The organism is Chryseobacterium sp. FR048 (assembly GCF_056844665.1).
The window spans coordinates 180,862-204,502 of record NZ_JBXDSE010000001.1 but is presented as its reverse complement, the minus strand read 5'-3'; the positions used below and the strand labels follow the sequence as shown (position 1 = coordinate 204,502).

General features: G+C 37.5%; 20 protein-coding genes. 19 read left to right on the top strand and 1 reads right to left on the bottom strand.

Annotated features, from left to right (window positions below):
• Positions 1 to 6 precede the first annotated feature (6 nt).
• The 6 genes from argC to argH all read left to right on the top strand — a co-directional run bounded on the left by argC (position 7) and on the right by argH (position 7,003).
• The gene (gene argC, locus AC106K_RS00905) at positions 7 to 972 is read left to right on the top strand and encodes an N-acetyl-gamma-glutamyl-phosphate reductase (protein ID WP_482442915.1); all 966 of its coding nucleotides are present in this window, start codon (positions 7 to 9) and stop codon (positions 970 to 972) included.
• 111 nt (positions 973 to 1,083) lie between these two features.
• A complete protein-coding gene (locus AC106K_RS00900; protein WP_482442913.1) occupies positions 1,084 to 2,223 on the top strand; it encodes an aspartate aminotransferase family protein in 1,140 nt (379 codons plus the stop codon).
• A gap of 242 nt (positions 2,224 to 2,465) precedes the next feature.
• Positions 2,466 to 3,419 (top strand): N-acetylornithine carbamoyltransferase, encoded by a 954-nt coding sequence (locus AC106K_RS00895; RefSeq protein ID WP_482442912.1) that lies wholly within the window; start codon positions 2,466 to 2,468, stop codon positions 3,417 to 3,419.
• A gap of 79 nt (positions 3,420 to 3,498) precedes the next feature.
• Positions 3,499 to 4,293: an acetylglutamate kinase gene (gene argB / locus AC106K_RS00890; protein WP_482442911.1), complete on the top strand. Its 795-nt coding sequence runs from the start codon at positions 3,499 to 3,501 to the stop codon at positions 4,291 to 4,293.
• The gene (locus tag AC106K_RS00885; protein ID WP_482442910.1) at positions 4,268 to 5,350 is read left to right on the top strand and encodes a M20 family metallo-hydrolase; all 1,083 of its coding nucleotides are present in this window, start codon (positions 4,268 to 4,270) and stop codon (positions 5,348 to 5,350) included. The genes argB and AC106K_RS00885 overlap by 26 nt, the downstream gene beginning before the upstream one ends.
• Positions 5,351 to 5,698: 348 nt before the next feature.
• The gene (gene argH, locus AC106K_RS00880; protein ID WP_482442909.1) at positions 5,699 to 7,003 is read left to right on the top strand and encodes an argininosuccinate lyase; all 1,305 of its coding nucleotides are present in this window, start codon (positions 5,699 to 5,701) and stop codon (positions 7,001 to 7,003) included.
• A 329-nt stretch (positions 7,004 to 7,332) separates the two neighbouring features.
• On the opposite strand, the gene AC106K_RS00875 is transcribed toward argH, so the two are convergent.
• On the bottom strand, positions 7,333 to 7,794 hold the full coding sequence (locus tag AC106K_RS00875) for an Lrp/AsnC family transcriptional regulator (RefSeq protein ID WP_482442908.1): 462 nt from the start codon (positions 7,792 to 7,794) through the stop codon (positions 7,333 to 7,335).
• A 241-nt stretch (positions 7,795 to 8,035) separates the two neighbouring features.
• Here AC106K_RS00875 and AC106K_RS00870 point away from each other — a divergent pair, with 241 nt between their 5' ends.
• The 13 genes from AC106K_RS00870 to AC106K_RS00810 all read left to right on the top strand — a co-directional run bounded on the left by AC106K_RS00870 (position 8,036) and on the right by AC106K_RS00810 (position 23,634).
• Positions 8,036 to 8,926, top strand: coding sequence for an aspartate carbamoyltransferase catalytic subunit (locus tag AC106K_RS00870; protein ID WP_047094923.1), 891 nt, complete (start codon positions 8,036 to 8,038; stop codon positions 8,924 to 8,926).
• A 94-nt stretch (positions 8,927 to 9,020) separates the two neighbouring features.
• Positions 9,021 to 10,094 (top strand): carbamoyl phosphate synthase small subunit, encoded by a 1,074-nt coding sequence (locus AC106K_RS00865; RefSeq protein WP_482442906.1) that lies wholly within the window; start codon positions 9,021 to 9,023, stop codon positions 10,092 to 10,094.
• Between the two features lie 63 nt (positions 10,095 to 10,157).
• Complete coding sequence (locus AC106K_RS00860; protein WP_482442905.1) at positions 10,158 to 10,508, top strand: four helix bundle protein; 351 nt, start codon at positions 10,158 to 10,160, stop codon at positions 10,506 to 10,508.
• Positions 10,509 to 10,564: 56 nt separating this feature from the next.
• Positions 10,565 to 13,747: a carbamoyl-phosphate synthase large subunit gene (gene carB / locus AC106K_RS00855; protein WP_482442904.1), complete on the top strand. Its 3,183-nt coding sequence runs from the start codon at positions 10,565 to 10,567 to the stop codon at positions 13,745 to 13,747.
• Between the two features lie 157 nt (positions 13,748 to 13,904).
• Positions 13,905 to 14,549 (top strand): tetratricopeptide repeat protein, encoded by a 645-nt coding sequence (locus AC106K_RS00850; protein WP_482442902.1) that lies wholly within the window; start codon positions 13,905 to 13,907, stop codon positions 14,547 to 14,549.
• Between the two features lie 18 nt (positions 14,550 to 14,567).
• Positions 14,568 to 15,008 (top strand): DUF6884 domain-containing protein, encoded by a 441-nt coding sequence (locus AC106K_RS00845; RefSeq protein WP_482442900.1) that lies wholly within the window; start codon positions 14,568 to 14,570, stop codon positions 15,006 to 15,008.
• Positions 15,009 to 15,296: 288 nt separating this feature from the next.
• Positions 15,297 to 15,740 carry a hypothetical protein gene (locus AC106K_RS00840; RefSeq protein ID WP_482442899.1) on the top strand — a complete coding sequence of 148 codons (444 nt, stop codon included), beginning with the start codon at positions 15,297 to 15,299 and terminating at the stop codon, positions 15,738 to 15,740.
• 445 nt (positions 15,741 to 16,185) lie between these two features.
• Entirely contained in the window at positions 16,186 to 18,948 is a 2,763-nt protein-coding gene (locus AC106K_RS00835) for a S8 family serine peptidase (RefSeq protein WP_482442898.1), read from the top strand.
• Between the two features lie 11 nt (positions 18,949 to 18,959).
• Complete coding sequence (locus AC106K_RS00830; protein ID WP_482442896.1) at positions 18,960 to 20,606, top strand: amidohydrolase family protein; 1,647 nt, start codon at positions 18,960 to 18,962, stop codon at positions 20,604 to 20,606.
• A gap of 80 nt (positions 20,607 to 20,686) precedes the next feature.
• The gene (locus tag AC106K_RS00825; RefSeq protein ID WP_482442895.1) at positions 20,687 to 21,139 is read left to right on the top strand and encodes a hypothetical protein; all 453 of its coding nucleotides are present in this window, start codon (positions 20,687 to 20,689) and stop codon (positions 21,137 to 21,139) included.
• A 168-nt stretch (positions 21,140 to 21,307) separates the two neighbouring features.
• Positions 21,308 to 22,114 (top strand): hypothetical protein, encoded by an 807-nt coding sequence (locus AC106K_RS00820; protein ID WP_482442894.1) that lies wholly within the window; start codon positions 21,308 to 21,310, stop codon positions 22,112 to 22,114.
• Positions 22,115 to 22,174: 60 nt separating this feature from the next.
• A complete protein-coding gene (locus AC106K_RS00815) occupies positions 22,175 to 22,903 on the top strand; it encodes a hypothetical protein (RefSeq protein ID WP_482442892.1) in 729 nt (242 codons plus the stop codon).
• A 20-nt stretch (positions 22,904 to 22,923) separates the two neighbouring features.
• The gene (locus AC106K_RS00810; RefSeq protein WP_482442891.1) at positions 22,924 to 23,634 is read left to right on the top strand and encodes a hypothetical protein; all 711 of its coding nucleotides are present in this window, start codon (positions 22,924 to 22,926) and stop codon (positions 23,632 to 23,634) included.
• The last annotated feature ends 7 nt before the right edge of the window (positions 23,635 to 23,641 follow it).

The following is a 23,641-nucleotide window of genomic DNA, read 5'->3' as shown; positions in this document are numbered from 1 at the left end:
AAAAATATGAAAAAAACAGTAGGAATAGTCGGAGCAAACGGCTATACAGGAAGTGAGTTGATACGTCTGCTGGCTTTCCATCCCCATGTGACATTGAGTTTTTTATATAGTCGTTCGAATTCGGGAACAAGAATTTCGGATCTGTACCCGGATTTAACGACGGTTTGTGAACAGGTTTTGACAGATAAACCTGAGGCGGTAGATATTCTGTTTCTTTGTCTTCCGCATAAGGAAAGTCAAAATTGGTTAACTCAGAATCCTGTGGCAGATGAAACCCTGGTAGTTGATCTTGGAAATGATTTTCGTTTGGAAGGAAATTTTGGAAACAGAGAATTTATCTACGGATTGCCTGAAATCAATAAAAAACAACTGATCGGTTCCAAAAGTATTGCCAACCCCGGATGCTTTGCAACGGCCATTCAATTAGGATTGTTGCCATTGGCTGAAAAAGGCTTGCTGGCTGAGGTTTTTACAACAGGAATTACAGGCTCAACGGGAGCGGGGCAGTCTTTGCAGGCAACAACCCATTTTACATGGAGAAATGATAATATATCAGCTTACAAAACTTTGACACACCAGCATGTAGATGAGATTTTGCAGCAGCTGACAGCATTTAATAATAAAGAAGTAACCCTGAATTTTGTTCCATGGAGAGGAGATTTTGCGAGAGGGATTTTTACAAGTTCTACCGTGAAAACAGATTTGGAACTGGAGGAAATTGAGCAATTATATCAGGATTTTTATGCAGGGGAGCCTTTTGTAACGGTAAGTAGGAAGGCAGTTGATTTGAAACAGGTTGTCAATACGAATCGTTGTGTGATTCAGATTGCGAAAAGTGGAAATGTAGCGGTGATTCACTCAGCGATTGACAATTTGTTGAAAGGAGCTTCAGGACAGGCTGTGCAGAATATGAACATAGCCATGGGTTGGGAAGAAAATGCAGGATTAAACCTGAAGCCAATAGCATTCTAAATTATTAATAAGGTAGAAGGTTTTAGATAAGAGGTTGCAGCAGTGTGAAGAATAACTATAGACCTGCAAGCTTTTAACCATCAACCATCAAACTAACAACTATCAACAAAAATGAATTTATTCAACGTATATCCATTATTCAACATAAATCCGGTTAAAGCTCAAGGTTCATTTCTTTGGGATGACAAAGGAGAACAATATCTTGATTTTTACGGAGGTCACGCAGTGATTTCTATCGGACATAATCATCCACATTATCAAAATAAACTGAAAGAGCAATTAGAAAAGATTTCTTTCTATTCTAACTCAGTTCAGAATGAATTGCAGGTAGAACTGGCTGACAAACTCGGGAAGCTTTCAGGATATGAAGATTATAACCTTTTCCTGTGCAATTCAGGAGCAGAAGCCAATGAAAATGCATTAAAATTAGCTTCTTTCCACAATGGAAAAAGCAAAGTGCTTTATTTCTCAGGTTCATTTCATGGAAGAACTTCTGCAGCAGTTTCAGTGACGGATAATCCAAAGATTGTAGCTCCTGTAAACTTCTCAGAAAGATTTATCAAATCAGAATGGAATGATGTAAAGCAGCTTGAAGAAACTTTTGAAGCACACGGAAATGAAATTTCTTCAGTAATCATCGAAGGAATCCAGGGAGTGGGAGGAATTATGATCCCAACAACAGAGTTTTTATCTAAAATTAAAGAATTGTGTGATAAATATAATACAGTTCTGATTCTGGATGAAGTACAGTCGGGATACGGAAGAAGCGGATATTTCTTTGCGCACCAGGAATTTGGAATCGAGCCGGACATTATTACAACGGCCAAAGGAATGGGCAATGGATTCCCGGTTGGAGGCGTATTGATCCATCCTAAATTTGAAGCAAGCAACGGTCTGCTAGGGACAACATTTGGTGGAAATCATTTGGCTTGTGTAGCATCAATTGCTGTTCTGGATGTAATGAAAGATGAAAATCTCATCCAAAACGCTCAGGAAATGGGAGTGTATATTGAAAATGAAATTAAAGATTTACCACATATTAAGTCCATCCGAAGGAAAGGCTTGATGATCGGAATAGAACTCGATAGAGACTGTTCAGAAGTAAGGAAAAGCTTGCTGTTCGATCATCATATTTTCACAGGAAACTCTAATGATAAAAGTGTTTTAAGGATTCTTCCGGCGCTTAATATCAAAAAAGAGGAGACTGATCTTTTCATCAATGCTTTGAAAGCAGTACTTGGGAAAATTTAAGGGCTGAGGAAGCAAAGGAAGCTGAAAGGGCGAAATAGCAAAAAGGGTAAAAGGCTTAACACAGTGTTTGTTATTTTGAATGTAACGAAGTGAAATGAAAAATCTTAAAATGATAAAGTAGCTTTCAATTGCCGAGTGAAACGCCTTTGCGAACGAAAAAAATGTTACCAATGAAAAACTTTGCATCCTTGCGCTAAAATTCTCAAAAAACAGGTAAACAAAATCTTTAAAATCAATTCAAAATGAAAAAATTCACCTCTGTAAGTGATGTAGAAAACTTACAGGAAATCATAAAAAAAGCTTTAGACATAAAAGCAGATCCGCTTTCGGAAACAGAAAAAGGAAAAGGGAAAACAATAGGTTTGGTATTTTTAAATTCAAGCTTAAGAACCCGTTTGAGCAGCCAGATTGCAGCACAAAACTTAGGTTTGAATGTATTGACATTAAATGCAGCACAGGAAGCCTGGAATCTTGAATTTGCAGACGGAGCTGTAATGAACGGAGATACCGTAGAGCATATCAAAGATGCAATTGAAGTTCTGAATCAATATTGTGACATCATCGCAGTACGTTGTTTTGCAGGGATGAAAAGCAAAGAAGATGATGTTAATGAAAGCATTCTGAGCCAGTTTGAGCAACATGCAAAAGTTCCTGTTGTTTCACTGGAGTCGGCAACACGCCACCCGCTGCAAAGCCTGGCAGACTGTATCACGATTACGGAGAACTGGAGCAAAGAACAAAAGCCGAAAGTAGTATTAACCTGGGCTCCTCATATCAAGCCGATTGCACAGGCTGTTGGAAATTCCTTTGCAGAATGGATGCAGGAAATGGATGTAGACTTTGTAATTACTAATCCTGAAGGTTATGATTTAGATCCGGCTTTTACAAAAGATACAAAAGTAATCCATGATCAGGATGAAGCTCTGAAAGATGCAGACTTTATCTATGTGAAAAACTGGTCTTCGTTTGATGACTATGCTGCAATGCCTGAAGTAGAAGGCAATTGGATGCTGACCAACGAAAAGCTGGCTAATACCAACAATGGAAAAGTGATGCACTGTCTTCCGGTTCGCCGTAATGTAGAATTGAGTGACGAGGTAATGGATGGCGGAAATTCTATCATCTATCAGCAGGCGAAGAACCGTATTTTCTCAGCACAGGCCGTATTCAGTGAAATTTTAGACAACATAAAATAATATCCAAAGAGTCTCAAAGGGACGATTTAATCCGAAATTGGAATCTATTCCAATGGTCTTAATCAAAAACAAAAGAAAAATGAAACAGAAAATATACATCATAAAAATAGGCGGAGCGCTCATTGATGATGAACGATTGCTGGATCAGTTTTTAGATCAGTTTTCCGAAATAAAAGAAAGGAAAATTCTTGTTCATGGCGGAGGTAAGTTAGCTACAACATTAGCTGATAAACTGGGTATAGAACAAAAAATGATCAACGGAAGGCGGATTACGGATAAAGAGACATTGGATATTGTAACGATGGTATACGCCGGAGGAATCAATAAAAATATAGTTGAAAAGCTGCAGCAGAAAAAGTGTAATGCTATAGGGTTTTCCGGTGCAGACGGAAATTTAATCAAGGCAAAGAAGAGAGAGCATCCCGAGATTGATTTCGGATTTGTAGGTGATATTACTAAGAAAAGTGTCAACAGAAAGTTGGTTTCTAAACTCATTAAACTTGATCTGGTTCCGGTATTTTCTGCCATCACTCACGATAAAAAAGGAAACCTTTTCAATACCAATGCAGACACTATTGCTTCTGTGATTGCTCAGGCATTATCAGAAAAATACGAAGTTGAGCTTTTGTATTGTTTCGATAAAGAAGGAGTCTTGGGAGATGTGGACGACCCTGAATCCGTGATTAAAAGCGTTACCGAAGAAGAATTTACGGTATTAAAAGAAGAAGGAAAACTTCATAAAGGGATTTTACCCAAACTTGAAAATGCTCTTGGAGCAGTAAAAAATAATGTCGATAAAGTGTTTCTGATCAAAGAAACCCAACTGAAAAACCATATAGAGAATCATCATGCAGGAACTGAAATCTGTTTATAATAAAGAAGAATTGTTGAAAAATGCGGTTGAATTGCTTAAAAACCTGATTGAAATTCCTTCATTCAGTAAAGATGAATTCAACACGTCGGTGGAGATTGAAAACTTTTTCAAAAAATACCAGATCCCAACCAAGCGTTTTAAAAACAATATCTGGGCAGTCAACAAAAACTTTGATGTGTTTAAACCGTCAGTTTTGCTGAATACCCACCACGATACGGTGAAACCCAATAAAGCATATACGCTGGATCCGTTTGTGCCCATTGAAAAAGATGGAAAACTGTATGGGCTTGGGAGTAATGATGCCGGCGCATCTTTGGTTGCTATGGCGCAGGTTTTTTTACACTTTTATGAGAAAGAAGATTTAAAATATAATTTAGTGATTGCTTTGACGGCAGAGGAGGAGATTTCAGGTTTTGACGGAATTGAGGCCCTGTTCCCACAGCTTCCCAATATTGAACTCGCCATTGTAGGAGAACCCACGCAGATGAATCTGGCGATTGCAGAAAAAGGATTGCTTGTGATAGACGGGGAAATGAAGGGAACTCCTTCTCATGCTGCTCATCTCAATGAGGATAATTCGATTGTAAAATGTATGCAGGATCTGCAGAATATTTTAAACTTTAAATTTCCAAAAGTTTCAGAATATCTGGGAGAAGTAAAAGTTACCCTATCAGGTATTCATGCAGGTGTTCAGCATAATGTAGTGCCTGAGTCATGCAACTTTACATTGGATGTGAGGGTGACGGATGAATATTCCAATAAAGAAGTCTTTGAAGTGATCCAGTCGCAGATGAAATCTACCCTTACCGCAAGGTCTTTCAGGCTGAATTCTTCCAAAATTGAAATGGATCATCCGTTTGTAAAAGCAGGATTGGAAATAGGCAGGACAACTTACGGCTCACCCACCTCATCAGACCAGGCAATCATTCCGTGTACATCGGTGAAAATGGGGCCTGGAGACAGTAGGCGCTCTCATACAGCAGATGAATTTATCTATATCCAGGAAATAGAAGAAGGAATAGAAATCTACATCAGAGTTTTAGAAAAAGTGTTATAAAAGATAGAAGAGGGAAGTAGGAAGAAGGGAAGTTATTGCGGTTTGTGATTAACTTCCAGCCTCTAGCTTCAGACTTTTCCAGCTTAATATATGTTTTGACGTTGCTCAGCAGGCGGTAAAGTTTAAGTTTTTAATAAGGATTTATGCAAGAAGAAAGATTAAAAACGGGCTTTTAAATAAGGAAATGTTTTTTTATAGTTAATAATTAATAAGGAACGCCGGGCTGGGCATGTCGAAACTAATCAATATTTTAAATCGGGATCATTTGAAATCATTTGAACGAACTTCCAATCAACAAACAGAAGGAAGTGTGATGATATATGACCTCAGAAAAACAACTCATTACATATGAAAAAAATATGGCAGAAGGATGACCTTGCCACCAATATATTAGTCAATAATTTTACAGTAGGAAAAGACCTTGACTTTGATGAACGTTTGGCAAAATATGATGTCAAAGGATCGATGGCACATTGCAAAATGTTAGCCGAAACCGGGATTATTTCCCAGGAAGAATCAGAGCAGATGGTATCTGTTTTGAACACTATTTTAAATACAATTGAAGATGGTAGTTTTGAAATTGATAAAGAGGCTGAGGATATCCATTCTCAGATAGAAGCGATCTTAATTGCAGAACTGGGAGATACCGGAAAGAAAATTCATACAGCACGCTCGAGAAATGATCAGGTTTTACTGGACATTAAACTCTATCTTCTTGATGAAATTCGTGAGATCACAGCATTGACCGATGAGTTTTTCCAGATTCTGATCCAGCTGGCGGATCAGCATAAAAATATTCTGCTCCCGGGATATACCCATTTGCAGATTGCTATGCCTTCCTCTTTCGGATTGTGGTTCGGAGCATATGCGGAAGCCCTTTTGGATGATGTGGAGATGTTGTTCTCAGTAAAAAATATCATCAATAAAAATCCGTTGGGATCAGCAGCAGGCTATGGTTCATCTTTCCCGATCAATCGTGAGAGCACAACCTATAACCTGGGATTCCAGTCGATGAACTATAACTCTGTGTATGCCCAGATGACCCGTGGTAAATCGGAAAAACTATTGGCGATGTCTATGGCAACATTGGCGGGAACGCTTGGGAAATTCGCTTATGACGTGTGTCTGTACCTGAATCAGAATTTTGATTTCATCAGCTTTCCAAAGGAATTTACAACAGGAAGCAGCATAATGCCTCATAAAAAGAATCCGGATATTTTCGAATTGGTTCGGGCACGATGCAACAGAATTCAGTCCTTACCGAATGAGCTGATCCTGCTGACGAATAACCTTCCGTCAGGATACCACAGAGATGTACAGCTGACCAAAGAAATCCTTTTCCCGGCGATTGATTCACTAAAAGAATGTTTGGAGATCTTAAGCTATACTTTACCGAATATTCAGGTGAAAGACGGAATTCTGGAAGATGAAAAGTACAAATACCTGTTCAGCGTAGAGAAGATCAATGAAGAAGTAAAAAGTGGAAGCTCCTTCCGTGATGCTTATGTGAAAGTAGGACAGGAGATAGAAAACAATGAATTCGATTTTGAAATAGGAGATCTTGACCATACCCATCAGGGAAGTATCGGTAACCTTTGCCTGGATAAAATAGAATACCAGTTCAATAAACTGAAAAATAAATTATTGGGTTAGAATCTGAACCATTAAGAGCTTAGACCCACTTAAGCTGAATCTGTAAAGTTTTAAAAATACTTTTAATACTGCCTTACATATTCGTTTGTGAATCCTTAATCTTAATAAATCTTGATTGCTTAAGTGATCTTAATGGTTAGATTTTACTCTGCTCTTTGAATTTGATGATTGTTTTAAAACTATTGGGATATAGTTTAAAATTGAGACAAAAATGCAGCCTGAAATTGTATAGGAGAGAAAATATTTGTGCCTTATAGTATAAAGGTTATAAATTTCTTTCGCATCTTAGCATTTTCCAACAGAATAAAAGAGAGCAAAAAATCAAAAGATTATTCCAGATCAATTTTGAATTTGGTTGATTTTTTTACCTCATGAAGAACGATAGAGCTGTGGTACTGTCCAATATTAGGGATATTTGAAATAACATTGACTGCAAATTCGTTATAAGAATTGATGTCTTTCGCAATGATCTTCAGCATATAGTCATACTCCCCGGAAAGACTGATGATTTCCTGTACTTCATCATATTTTCCGATGTGTTTCTCAAAGGTTTCCAATACTTTCTTGGATTGTTCTTTCAGACGTACATTACAGTAGACTACAATATTCAAACCCAATTTTTCACGGTCCAGAAGGCCTACGTACTTTTGAATGATCCCCTGTTTCTCCAATTGTTTGATTCGCTCATACGTAGGAGTAAAGGTAAGACCGATCTTTTCTGAAATTTCCTTTACAGATAAAGTGGAGTCTTCCTGAATAATACTGAGAATCATTTTGTCTTTTAAATCCATAGAATAAAGTTGAGTTTTAACAAAAATATTAATTTTAAATGAGAATAAGGAAATACTAAGGTTTTTAATTTATTTTAAACTTAATTTTTGTAGGTTCATAAAATTGTTGTATCTTTGCACCTAATGAATAAAAAAGCATTTATATCATTAGATTTACCGGGCGAAAGCGCCCTTTACGATATTTATTGTTATTAAGCGAAGATAGTTGTCTTCGCTTTTTTTATGCCCAAAAATAAGAATTATGTTTACGATTACAGAACTAAGCACCGAGAGAATCAACAGTATACTGACAGAAGCACTGGCTTTTGCAAACGGTAAAACTGCCAAAATTGAAGGAGAAGTTTTTTGCTCAAACCTTTTCTTCGAAGACAGCACAAGAACAAAAACAAGCTTTGATCTTGCAGAAAGAAAATTAGGACTTCAGGTCGTTCCTTTTGATGCATCACACAGTTCGGTAAACAAAGGAGAGAGTCTTTATGATACCGTAAAAACCATCGAAAGTATAGGAGTAAACCTTGTAGTGATCCGTGACAAGAAAGACAGATACTTCGAAGAACTGAAAAATATAAAAATTCCTGTAATCAATGGCGGAGACGGAACCGGGAACCACCCATCACAGTGTATGCTGGACCTGATGACGATCTACCAGGAGTTTGGAAAATTTGAAGGATTGAAAGTAGGAATCGTAGGAGATGTGAAACACAGCCGTGTAGCCAATTCAAATGCAGAAGCATTAAGAAGATTGGGAGCTAAAGTATACTTCTCAGGACCCGAACAATGGTTTGATGAAGGAGCTTTGATTAACGGAACCTACCTTTCAGTAGATGAACTGATCGCTGAAGTAGATGTTCTGATGCTGCTGAGAATCCAACATGAAAGACATGACGCTGCAATGAGCTTCACAGCTTCGGAATATCATAAAAGATACGGACTGACCAAAGAAAGAGAGCAGGCCATGAAAAAAGAAGCAATCATCATGCACCCGGCACCCATCAACAGAGGAGTAGAGATCGATTCAGACCTTGTGGAATGCGAAAGATCAAGAGTCTTTAAACAAATGGAAAACGGAGTCTTCGCCAGAATGGCCATTCTGAAAGAAGCGTTGGAAGAAAAAGGGTTTACTTTTAAGTAGACTGATAGAATAAAGAACAAAGAATAAAGAAAAATAATATAGAATAAGGAGGTCTGACCTCTAACTTCTAAAATCTAATATCTAATTTTTAAAAATGAAGAAAAAATTAATACTGGAGTCCGGTGAAGTGTTTCATGGAGAAGGTTTCGGAGCAGAATTGGAAACTGCAGGGGAAGTAGTTTTCAATACCGGAATGACAGGGTATCAGGAATTGATCTCTGACCCATCCTATTGTGGTCAGATAGTTTGTATGACCTATCCGCTTATCGGGAATTATGGTATTAACCGTGATGATTATGAAAGTATCGAGCCGGCAATCAAAGGGCTTATCGTAAAAGAACTTTGCGACCTGCCTTCCAATTTCCGTACTCAGATTACTTTAGATGAACTATTTAAAAAGAAAAGCCTTTCAGGAATTTCAGGAATCGATACAAGAAGACTGACAAGAATTCTTCGTAACTCCGGAGTTGTGAAAGGGAAAATCGTAAATGCAGATGCGGATGACGCTGCAGTAGCTGCAGAATTAAAAACGACTAACTTCCCAACCAACCAGGTAGAAGAAGTATCTACAAAAACACCTTATGCAAACCCGAACAGAGGTTTCAAAGTAGTATTGGTAGATTTCGGGGCAAAACTGGGGATCATCAGAGAACTATCTCAAAGAAACTGTGACATCATCGTAGTTTCTCAGGATACGACAGCTGAAGACATCCTGTTGATGAACCCTGACGGAATCATGCTCTCCAACGGACCTGGTGACCCGGAAGATGTACCACATGCATTGGATATGATCCGTGGGTTGTTAGGAAAAGTTCCAATTTTTGGAATCTGTTTAGGACACCAGTTGATCGGTCTTGCTTGCGGAGCAAAAACGTTCAAACTGAAATTCGGACACAGAGGTGGAAACCACCCGGTATTGGATCTGGAGAAAAATACAGTAGCGATCACTTCCCAAAACCATGGGTATGCAGTAGATCAGGAAAGTTTAAAAGGAACAGACCTTATCGAAACACACATCGCACTAAATGACAGAACAAACGAAGGATTGAAACACAAAATTCACCCTTGTTTCTCCGTTCAGTATCACCCTGAAGCAAGCCCAGGCCCGGAAGATGCAAACTACCTGTTTGATGAGTTCATTCAAATGATGGAGGACTTTAAGAAGTAAGATTTAAAATTTAAGAAGCAAGAACCAAGAGCCAAGATTCAAGACTTAAGAGAAAAAGAACAGATGCACAACTTTGAAAAATTACTTTTCTGGCAAAAATCTATTGCGTTGGCAAAAAATATATACATTATTTGTCAGGAAATCAGTAGCGATGAAAAGTATGGTATAATTTCACAGATTAAGAGATGCGCTGTTTCTATTCCGTCTAATATTGCTGAAGGTTCTGGGAGAAATAGCAGTAAAGAATTTAATCACTTTCTTGCTATTGCTTTAGGTTCTGCGTTTGAATTACAAACTCAACTGATTTTGGTTAAAGAGCTAAATCTTTTACGAGAAGAAAAAGTAAGTACTTTATTAAACGAAGTTTCTGAAATTCAAAGAATGATTTACTCATTCAAAAATAATTTAAAATAAAGTCTGGAAATCTTGGCTCTTGATTCTAGATTCTTGACTCTAATAAAAAAAGAAAAATGGCAAAACGTACAGATATAAAAACAATTTTAGTAATCGGTTCAGGACCTATCATCATTGGTCAGGCAGCTGAATTCGACTACGCAGGAACGCAGGCTTGTCTGTCTTTGAAAGAAGAAGGCTACAAGGTAATTTTGATCAACTCAAACCCTGCTACGATCATGACCGATGTGGAAATCGCTGATAAAGTATATATCGAGCCGATTTCATTACAGTTTGTAAGCCACATCATCAGAAAAGAACGTCCCGATGCATTGCTACCAACACTTGGAGGACAGACAGGTCTGAATATGGCGGTAGAATTGGAAAAATCAGGAATCCTTGAAGAGTGCAAAGTGGAAGTATTGGGAACTAAACTTTCTGCCATCAACAGAGCAGAAGACAGAGACCTTTTCCGCGAGCTGATGAGAGAGCTGAACGAACCTGTTCCTGAATCAGACATCGTAAATACTGTAGAAGGAGCCCTTACTTTTGCAGATAATATCGGATACCCTGTGATTGTGCGTCCTGCCTTTACAATGGGAGGTACCGGAGGAGGTATTGCCTCTACAGAAGCTGAATTGAAAGAAATTGCAGAATTGGGACTAAAGCACAGCCCGGTTACGCAGTGTCTTATTGAAAAATCAATTGCAGGTTTCAAAGAAATCGAATACGAAGTAATGCGTGATGCAAACGACAATGCCATTGTGGTTTGCAACATGGAAAATATTGATCCGGTAGGAGTACACACAGGAGATTCTATCGTAGTAGCACCTTCTCAGACCCTTTCAGACAGAGAGTATCAGCTATTGAGAAATGCATCTTTAAAGATCATCAGAGCTTTAGGAATTGAAGGAGGATGTAACGTACAGTTAGCTTTAGACCCGCATTCATTCGAATACTATATCATCGAGGTAAACCCTAGAGTTTCCCGTTCATCAGCTTTAGCAAGTAAGGCAACAGGATACCCGATTGCTAAGATCGCTGCGAAAATTGCAGTAGGATTAACTCTTGATGAAATCATGAACCCGGTGACAGGAAAGACATATGCATGTTTTGAACCTGCTCTGGACTATGTGGTAACAAAATTCCCAAGATTCCCATTCGATAAATTCGAAACAGCAGACAGAAGACTTTCTACTCAGATGAAAGCAACCGGAGAGGTAATGGCGATCGGAAGAAACCTTGAGGAATCTTTACAGAAAGCGATCCGTTCATTAGAAACGGGAATCAAGCATTTAGGACTTAAAACAAAACAGGCTGAGGCCCTTACTGCTGAGGAAATCGAAAGAAGAATCAGAGTTTGCGATGACGAAAGATTGTTCATCATTGGAGATGCTTTAAGAAGAGGATACGATTGGGAGCAAATCGTAGAATGGAGTAAAATTGACAAATTCTTTATCTGGAAACTGAAAAAGTTAGTTGATTTCGAAAAAGTAATCGCTGAAAATAAATTTGATAAAGAAACATTAATTGAAGCTAAGAGATTAGGTTTCGCAGACATCAATATCGCCGTTCTTTGGGATGTAAAAGAGCGTGAAGTGTTCAACTTCAGAAAAGAAAACGGAATCATGCCGGTGTACAAAATGGTAGACACTTGTGCCGCTGAATTTGAGAGTGAAACCCCTTACTTCTACGGAACTTACGAAGAAGAAAACGAAAGTGTGGTTTCAGACAAAGAAAAAATCATCGTATTAGGTTCAGGACCTATCAGAATCGGACAGGGAGTAGAGTTTGATTACGCAACCGTTCACTCAGTATGGGCGATCAAAGAAATGGGTTACGAAGCGATTATCATCAACAACAACCCGGAAACAGTATCTACAGACTTCTCTATCTCTGACAAACTATACTTCGAGCCGCTTACAGAAGAAGATGTAATGAACATCATCGAGCTTGAAAAGCCGAAAGGAGTAGTGGTACAGTTCGGAGGGCAGACTGCCATCAACCTTGCAGATAAATTAGCCTCTCACGGAGTACAGATCTTAGGAACTTCTCTGGAAGATCTTGACAGAGCAGAAAACAGAGATAAATTCGAAAAAGCCCTTCAGGAACTTGGAATACCTCAGCCAAAAGGAAGAACTTCCACTTCAAAAGAAGAAGCTATAAAAATTGCTAACGAAATCGGTTATCCGGTATTGGTACGTCCAAGTTACGTTCTTGGAGGTAGAGCAATGGAAATTGTATATGCAGAAGCAGAATTGGCACACTACATGGAGCATGCGGTAGACGCAAGCCCTGAGCACCCTGTTTTGGTTGACAAATACATGGTAGGGAAAGAAATCGAAGTAGATGCGATCTGTGACGGTGAAACAGTGGTTATTCCTGGAATTATGGAACATATCGAAAGAGCAGGAGTTCACTCCGGAGACTCTATTGCAGTATATCCGCCACAGAATATTTCTCAAAGCGAAATTGATACTTTGGTAGACTATACGAAGAGACTGGCAAAAGGACTTAATGTAATCGGATTGATGAATATCCAGTACGTTCTTTTCGAAGGAAATGTATATGTAATCGAAGTAAACCCACGTTCATCAAGAACAGTTCCTTTCTTATCCAAAATTACAGAGGTGCCAATGGCAAACCTTGCTACAAAAGCGATCCTTGGCCAAAAACTGAAAGATTTAGGATACGAAAACGGATTGGTTCCAAACAAAGAAGGGGTCTTTGTAAAAGTACCGGTATTCTCTTTCTCAAAACTGACAAAAGTTGACATCTCCCTGGGCCCAGAAATGAAGTCTACAGGAGAGGTAATGGGGAAAGATACTACCCTTGAAAAAGCACTTTACAAAGGTCTTGTTGCAGCAGGAAGAAAAGTCCCAATGCATGGTTCAATCTTATTCACAGTAGCTGATAAGCATAAAGAAGAAGCGGCAGCATTGGCATCAAGATTCCATGAAGTAGGATTCAGAATCTGGGCTACCGAAGGAACTGCGAAATTCTTCGAAGAAAAAGGAATCCCTTGCAAAATAGGATACAAAATCGGAGAAGAAAACGTAAATCTGATCGACCTGATCCAGAAAGGAAAAGTTCAGTATGTTGTTAATACCACTACAAAAGGTAAACAGGCTGAAAGAGACGGATTCCAGATCAGAAGAATGAGTGTGGAAAACGGTGTTCCTTGTTTAACTTCAATGGATACAGTAGAAGCCATCTTAAAAGTAATCGAAAGCATGAGTTTCAAAATGGAGACGATGTAATTTCGGAAAACAAATATTTACAATCCCGCAAGTTTTCTTGCGGGATTTTTCATGCTGCAAATGTATAAATTGAATTGATGAAATTTGTAAATTGGGTAGCAAATAAAACATAACCATTTAAAAGAAAAATACTACAGGCAAATTAAACTATGAAATTATGGAGAATCAAAATATTGATCCTAGAGCACAAGAACTACATCAAGAAGCAAGACAATTGGGACAATCTGGCAAATATGAGCTGTCCATTGCAAAACTTGAGGAAGTCACAAAGATTCAGCCGAATTGGGCATATCCCTTTTATGATTTAGCTTTTACTTACTTATTGAAAGGAGATTTTGATAATGCCTTGAAGTTCTATAAAAAAACGGATGAACTGGAACCTAAGGGGTTCTTTACGGCGAAGACTGCCTTATATTCATTGGAAGGAGAAAAAGAAGGTAAATTTCCTAAAGGATTATATACTGCCTATATGCAGATTGAATGGGAGACAGATAAGAATAAAAAACTTGAAATTGCTAAAATGATAACCCAAAAAGTCCCAGACTTTGCTCCGGGATGGAAAGAATTGTCTAATCTGCTGGATGATAAGGCCGCCAGACTTGATGCTATTGAGAAAGGACTTGCAAAAAATCCTGATGCTGAAACGAAAGGTATTTTGTTGATCAATAAAGCTTTGATATTGAATGAAGAAAAAAAAGAAGAAGCGAAACAAATATTGGAAAACCTTATTTTTTCCTCAGATGTTACGAGGGCTAATGCAGAATTGGCTAAGTTTACTTTGAGGACAATAACAGAGGAATAATCACAATAATATCTGACCATGAAAATAATATTAATCAGTTGTGCTTCTCAGCAAGGAAGTGTAAAAGCCAAGGCAAAGTATTTATACAGCAGTCCATTATTTAAGTTGAGTTGGGAATATGCCACGAAACAGAACCCTGACAAAATATTTATCCTTTCAGGACTTCATTATTTGCTTGATATTGACAAAGAAATTGAACCTTATGATGTAACCTTAAGTAATGTTTCCAAAGCTAAAAGAAAACCAGGGCAAATCATATTAAGCTCCAAAGAAAAATTAGAATGGGGTAAGAAAATCATTGAACAACTCTCCAATGAAACAGATTTGCAAAATGATGAATTCATTGTTTTGGCAGGACAGGAATATATTAAACCAATCATAAAAGAGATATTACATTGTGAGAATCCTTTGGCAGGACTAAGGATAGGAGAGAGACTTAAATTTCTTAAGGAAAATTAATATGTAATGAATCAATAATAATTAAAAGTTTATGCCATTAGGAGACAGACAAAAAATGATCACAGATATTGTTGCAACGGTCCTTGGTGAACAAGCACAGCATAATGTTTCATTCGATTGGCTTATCAATAGACATAAGGATAGGTGAATTTGAAGTTACTGATATTCATGCCAACAATAAAGAGGCTTGCTATAAAGTTGAAAAGCTCTTGAATGCTAAGATATTATAATCCTTGATGTGGAGTAAACTTAGATTAATTTATAAAAATCATCTTAAACTAAAATACAATGAGTGTAAAGTCAATGACAATAGGATTTTTAAGTTTTATTTTTGTTCTGCTGTTTTCAGCATGTTCTTATTCGACAGATTTTTACATTCAAAACCTGACCGGGAGCAAAAAAATAATAAAGATCAATTATAATTACTCTGTTTCAAAAGCAATTGATCATAAACCTGACAGCTTTGGGTTTAATTATGAAAATAAAATATTGTCTCCACGGGCTTTTCAAAAACTCAAAAATCCGAAATCCCTTGAAAAAATAGAAGTGAGAGATTCTGCAGTTATTTTAGAAATTCAGCCCAATTCGACAACAAGGATTGATAAAAGCTATAACGGAAGATGGAGGTATAGGATTAAAAATGTTGAAATTGATGGGGAAATTTTTAATATTGGAGAGTTGAAGAATAAAACTAAGTGGATCAGTAATGATTATGTTTACAAAATAGAATAGATCATTATATCTGTTTTTTAAAGATCAAAGCATTTAATCCTTTTGCCGATAAGGAGAGAACATTCTTGAATCTTATTTGAAAAGAATAAGATCAAATTTGTTTAAAAACATAATACATTCCTATTTTTCAAATACGAAATATAGGCAGAATCTCTCCTGGCAGACTTCCAAAAAATATAAACCAGGAATCACACAAAAGTGCCATTTCCTGGCAAGATCATTTATAATAACTTCGGATAAAATATTCTGAGAAATAATAATGTTTTTTATGACAGCTTATTGAGCATTTTTTTGTAATTTTTAATTGCTTTTTTTAAAGAATACTTATCTGGGAAACTGTTGGTTATTGATGGATTAATGACATACTTTACAGCTTATTGATGGTAAGTCAGACGTGGTTTCGGTTTCTCTGGTTTTTGAATAAATAACCCTAAAAACTTATACTATGTTTAATTTTTTAAATACTGGGAAAACAAAAGCGGTCATTGTTGACAGGTTGGCGGGTCAGTATGATCAGATTATCAAAGATCACAATAAACTTGAAGAATTACGTTCCTTAAATTATCCTCTCATCAATCTGGAGGATGATCAGAAGCGTTTTGACATTAGAATGGCCCGTGAGAATATTAATTTCCCTAGGGGAATCGAAAAAATAATCGGCGGAAATGATCTTGTAGACATTGTAAAACTTTCAACAATACTTAAGGTTTCCAGATCAGTATGCAGAATTTTGTATAACAATCAAGCTCTTGGAACAGGTTTCTTAATCAATGGGAATATTTTAATGACCAATAATCATGTGATTTCCAGTATAGAAGACTGTGAAAACATTAAGGCTGAGTTTTTCTATGAAGTCGACGAAGAAGGGAGGATCCTGAATCCTATCCAGTTCAGACCTGAACCGGAAACGTTCTTCTTTACTTCAGATATTCAACAGAAACCGGAAGATGAGTTTTCCGGATTAGACTTTACGATGGTTGCATTAGAAGAACTTAATGTCAAAGGAAAAAAGATTGCAGATATTCCTTCTTTGGAAATAGATGGCAATGCAGGTAAAATAAATAAAGGCGGAACATGTATCATCATACAGCATCCCAACGGTCAGCCCAAAAAGACTTCACTCAATAATAATTCTTTTTTTTCAGAAACTAAGGATCAGATCATCTATGAGACCGATTCTTTATCGGGGACTTCTGGTGCACCGGTGATGGCATTAGATACCAATGAGATCGTAGCGCTGCATCAGACAGGGGTGCCTAAAATGGACAATAATAAAAGACCTCTTACAAAATCAGGAGCTGTTGCCACTTTAGGTACGCCGGATGATGAGATTGAATGGGTGGCCAATGCCGGAATTCGTATCAGCAGAATATTGGAGTTGCTGGAAAAGAAAAATTTTGATGATCCGGCTCACAACCTTAAGAAAAACGAAATTCTGACAAGAACTCATAAGATCAAAAAAGAACTTAAAGAAGTCATGAAAAATCAGCCGGAAGTATCTCTTGCTGAAGTAAGAAATGAAGCACAGAAACTGAAGGATCCTGTTTCTGAAATTGAGGATAAGACTTTAAATAAAGAAAATACTGTAGATGATTCAATAAAGTTTCCTTTCATTATTCTGGCAAAAAATAGCCCGAAAAATTTTGATAATCTCGAAACAGAACTAACCCTGAATTATGGCAAGGATTTCAGTCTTTTTCTTGCTACCCCGGTTTCTGCAAAAGAGGACGAAGAAGAATTATTCGTATTGAATATATCTACGGGTGGCAAAAACCCGAACGAATTTGCCAGAGAATTACTTTCATTAGAAGAAGTCCTTCATGCAGAGTACGACAGTGAGATTTATCTCAATATGGAGGTGACCTATGATGAAGAGTTTAAAGCTCTTGAAAGTTCAGGGGCAAAAGATTTTAACAATGAAAAGCGGTTCCTGGAATTATACAGTCAATCCAGTAAATATGTAAAAGGTAAATCTAAAGTAGAGTACAGACAATGGAACTGGAAAGCCGTGAATTATAACGGCAGTATCACCGACATTATCGGAAAATCAGTAAAAATTGTTCAGTTTGATACAGGCTACTCCCATCATCCAAAAAACTACGGGGCATTTGATCTCACTGAGGACTATGATTTTGTAGATGATGACGACAACTCCAGAGAAGAAGAAAATCATAAAATATTCACCCTGGCAAATGCAGGTCATGGCACAAGAACAGGTAGTATTATCATTGGAAATCTCTATTCTGATGCTGAAGAAAATGGTAACTGCGGATTATTGAATCAAAACGGGGTGAAACTTATCCCTTATCGGGTTGCTCAGGATGTGGTGATTATAGGAAGACAGGAAGAATTGGCAAAAGCTGTTGACGCAGCCATTGCAACAGGGGCAAAAGTGATTACCACAAGTATGGGATTACCACCTACGATGACCACTTATAATCTGGCAAAAAAAGTATATGAAAAAGGAATTATATGGTGTTGCGCAGCTGGAAACGAGGTGAAAGAAGTGGTGGCGCCTGCCGTACATCCGGGAACTATTGCTGTTGCAGCATCCAATCCTGATGATAAAGAATGGAAAGGATCATGCCGGGGGAAAATTGTAGATATTACTGCACCCGGAATGCATGTATATGTACCCAAATCCTTAAAACAAGATTCAGGTTTGTTCCGCTATGGAATGGCCTATGGACATGGTACAAGCTATGCTGCTCCTCATGTTTCTTCTGCAGCCGTGCTTTGGCTTTACAAAAACAGAGAAGACTTAAAAGCGTATCACGGGTATCAGATTGTGGAAGCCTTTAGATTTTGCCTTAAAGATTCGGCAAGAACCAAGCACAATCTTCCCCCTGATGATTTCGGAGCGGGAATTTTAGATATTGATAAACTGTTAAAAACTAAGCTTCCGGCTGTTTCCACTCTAAATAATGCATACGATGGTGAAGATATAAGCCGTGTGGCTATGGGATTCAGAACCGTAGGAGAAAGCTTAAAGATGCTCTGGAACGGAATCATGAGAAGTATTATTCAAGGAATAAGAGGCGAAGAAAGTTTTCAGTTTGAAGGTTATGAAATGTCTGATCATGCAAAAAAAATGGTCAATCGTAATACTTTGCAAAGTAAAACTCTCGGAGAAAGCATCAGTGATCCTGAAGAAAATCAATCACTTGCTACATTCAATGCAATAAGAGAAAAAGTCCTTCACCCTTAAAGAAACATTTTATGAAAAATATATTCGATTTTCACTTTCATTTGTTATTTAAACATTTGATCAGCAGAAAAGATACGGACCGCCTTCCATTGCATTTAAACTTTAAAACAAAAGGATTGATGAGTGTCATCGATGAATTTATGGGCAATGCATTCGACAGCCAGTCTTCACCGGCAATGGTAAAAAAGAGTCCGCTGGGGTACGGAGTAACGGCTCTTATGGCTATGGAATATGCCTTTGCAGAAAACATAAATGGTTTTTTTAAAGGCTTTAGTTCCTCTAAACTTCCTATCAACTGGGATTTTATAGATCGGGTAAAAAACAGAGAAACGACTTATTTTGATCTGCTGAAAGAAGAAATAGATTATTACCAATCCCATTATGCTAGTCTTGAAAATGATTTCAAAATAAAATTTATCAGCCGCAAAAAACCACTTAGCGAGGATATTTTTGACAACCAGCAATACACCTATCTCGCATTTTCTGTTGAAAGGGCACATAATTTTTCGAATGCTACAATAAGAGATACCGCTGCAGCTACAGATCCGGAAAAATGTTATCGTGAAATTCAGGATGATGAAGAGAATGTAGATCTTTTCAGCATCAATCTTGTACACCTCAGCGAAATTCCTGAACAGCATATGTGTGGTTTTGCACAGGCTTTAAACGGAACTGCCCAAATAGCCTTTCGAAGCGAAGACTTTATCCCCAAGTCAGGCTTTGGAATTTCAGATAAAGGGAAAAGCTTTATTCGTACAGTATTCCTTCATTCACATCCTTCCCTTATTGATATTAAACATATGAGTGTTTTTTCCCGACACAAATTTTATCAGTTCCGCGAAGAACTGGGAACAGAACATCCGGAAACACTCCGTTTACCAATTATTTCTTCTCATACCGGATTTACATTTTCCTCTATAAAAGACTTTTTAGAACAGAAAAACTATCGTTCTGGTTTCAGATACGTTCAGGGTAAAACGATTTGTGAAATTCAGTCTAAAAACAGACCGATAGGTAAAACGGATTTTCTTTTGAATAATAAATTATTTGCCAATCCATGGACCATCAATCTGTTTGATGAAGAAATTCTGGAAATCATGAAAAGCAACGGACTCATAGGAATCTCGATGGACCAACGCATTTTGGGAGCTGCTAAAAGTACGCTGGACGGCTCCAGACCTGAATATTTTAAAGATCCGGAAGCAATACCTCTCTATGAATGGCGTAAGTGGTTTAAAGAAGGAACTTTTGATCTTAAAGAAGCCTTCATTACCGAAGAGAAAACAGACCGCCAGGTAAGACATATCTACCTGCTTTGTGCCCATATCCTTTATGCTGTGAGATTAGGATATTCAGAAATGAACTGGGTAGGAGAGCGCAGTCCATGGGATCATATCTGCATAGGATCTGATTATGACGGGCTTATAAACCCTATTAATCCTTATGATGATGTGACAAATTTAGACAAGCTTAGAAACGATCTTCTTGTTTACTTGCCGATTGTAGATAAAAGACTGGAACCTCTGAAGGAGATCCGGGCGTTTAAAAACAAAAATTCCGAGGCTATAGACGAAGACTATCTTGTACAATGTGTCGATAAATTTTTGTCTGAAAACGGGAAAAACTTTTTGAAAAGGTTCCTTAATAATTGGAATTAACTGGAAATATTCTAAACTTTCCAGGTTAGTGTCCTGTAGATTTTTACCGGTCAGTAGCCTGGAACAAAAAAACGAAAACCATGAAACTTATTTTTAAAGGGGATGAACCCCATATTAAGATTGCTGTTGATAAAGCAAATGAAATTCTGAGCAATTCCGAATTTTTTGAAGAAATAAAAAAAATCCCTCAGTTTGACAATACAAAATTGACTCCTGCTCAGATTTCAGATATTCTTAGAGAAGCCAATCAGGAAATCCAGATAGAAACATATTGGGGGTTTAATCCACTTAGGCCAAGAACCTGCGTGAATGCAAAAACAGTAAGTGCCACTTTGATAAAGCTTAATAGACGCTGTTTTAGCAATAACTTAAAAACTGCAGTCAATACATTAATTCATGAAAGTGTTCACGCTGCCGATTTTTTAGATGGTACCTGGGATTTTACCCATGTAGATAACACTAATGAAGGAGAGGAAGATAATACGGCACCATGGCTGATTGGTAAACTGGCAGAACAATTTGTTGAACCATAATATCAGCAATATCCGGCTCCAGGACATGCATTTCTGAATTCACATAAGAAGTAAAGCTTCATGGCTGAGAGTACCTGGAGACTTTCATATCTGGCAGATAATATATTGAAACAAAAATAATTTTATAGATTGTTACTCAGTCCGTATATTAGCATCAATAGATCTACCATGAAAATCAAATACCAATATTTAGCTTACATTCTGTTATCAACAATTATTTCCTGTAGTAAACCTGAGCAAAAAAGTAAGGTTTCCAGTCCTGTGGTTCCTGAAAAAACAATAGATTCAGCAACAGCAACAGTAAAGCGGCCGGAAGGGAAAGAAGTTTCCTGGAAAGGATTTCTCAATGGGAAAGTACCTGTGTTTATCCATTATCAGCTGGATGGCAATGTCATTGTGGGTGAAATTACCTACCTTAACACTAAAAACAGATTGCCTATAACGCTTTTAGGGACTATTGAAGATGATAACAGCTACAGAATACTCGAATTTGAAAAATCAGGAAATATAACAGGGATCATTACCGGAAGCCCGGCTGATTGTCTTTTTAAAGGAAGTTGGTTCTCACCAAAGACGAGAAAAGAGCTGACATTGAATCTTGTAAAAAAAGATACCGCACTCGTTTCAATGGAAACAGAAGCAAAACTAGACGATGTTTTCGGGCATTATCATTATCAGTATAGTGAAGCAGGGTATCAGGGAGATTTGGAAATTAAAAAATTACTAGATTCCAAAGCCGTTTTTGGAATTACATCAGTTACCGGAGATCCGGCAAGAAACCTTGCACAGATAGACGATGATACCATCAGTCTGAAAACAACCGATTTTACTTATAAATTAGCAGATACAGACGATTGTGAATTTAAAGTGAAGTTCTATAAAGGATTCGCTTTGGTTCAATATACCAATGGAGTGTGTAGCGGTCAATTTGGAATGAACGCCACTATTGAAGGGATATATCTGAAGACTAAATAATAAAACAGGCAGTACAACACTATTCTCGGTTTCTATAAAACTAAAATTAAACAACATTCCATGAAAAATATAGCCTTATTTTCAATCCTGACTTTGTTCCTGTTTTCGTGCAGCAAGAAAAATGAAAGCTTTGAAAGTTTTGAAAGCTCGTCAAACACCGAGTCAGATCCTGCTACCATTGAAAATTTAAATATTCAGACCAGTGCTTTTACGGAGATCGATAGTACCGGGATCCTGATGTTTCCTCTCCAAATGGGGCAAAATCCTACAGAAGACAGAGACTATTCCTATAAAAAAATGCCTGATAATGGATTTTGGAACATTATATTTTTGAATTCAAATACCAACGAATACCATCTGCTAACAGATAAGAAAGTTCTTATCCTGGACTATAACTATAATTATAATACCGAAGAAGGGGTGAGCTCTTCCAAAAAAACAGATCATATTTTTTATATGATGAGAAGCCAGGATTATAATAAAGATCGATTACTTAACGATAAAGATCCTGCCTATCTGTTTGTTTCTGATAAATCCGGAAAAAATCTGAGACAGATCTCTCCGGCCAATTATGCAGTGAATACCTGGAAATATATTCAGGCTTCCAATAAGGTAGTGATGACGGCGACAAAGGACAGCAACAAAAACAATGAATTTGATGATATGGATGAAATTTCAACCTTTGAAGTCATTTTAGACCATGCTGAATCCCCAAAAGAAGTGTTCGGGGCTGAGCTGAAAGATAAGCTGAAGAAACTGTATGACAGAGACTGGAAAAAAATAAAATAATCAGAGGCTGAAGAAGAATCATGGATAAAAAGATACCCAAAATCGAAAATGATGTACAGGACAGAAGCTCTGTGGCCTGGCAGAAACTCTGTGATTATGTAGATAAAGTGGAGGAAGAAAACCGGACGGATTTTTGCCCCGCAGAAGAATTAGGATATGAGCTGTTTTCCCAGATTCATACCTTGCCGGAAACCATATCAAATCTGAAAAATGTAAAAAAGCTCGCGATCTATGGGAGTAAGATCAGGCAGCTTCCGCCACAGATTGGAGAAATGGAGGCACTTGAAAATTTCATACCCTATACCTCGTATGATCTGCACTGGTATCCTTACGAAATTACAAAATGCAGCAAGCTTATAAGCAGTACAGTGAGTACAAGAGCATTATACGGAAATAAAAAAAACAGGATGGCATTTCCGTCGTTAGAAGATAATCCGGTCCGGTATTTCGGAGATACGGTGGATTGTAGTGTTTGCGGAAAAAGTATGACCTATGAACAAACCAATCAGCTTTGGATTTCATTATGGGTGGGGACTGATGTATTGCCATTGCTGGCTAACTTATGCTCAAAAGAATGCGAGAGTAAATTACCAAAACCTCCGGAAGATTATATTCAGTATCCTCATAAAGGAGGTAAAAACATAAAGCAGGGTTTTACTGAATACGAACGCTTTGAACGGGAGATGCATAAGTATGAAGAAAATGAAAGTAATATTGAGGAAGGAATATGATCCTTAA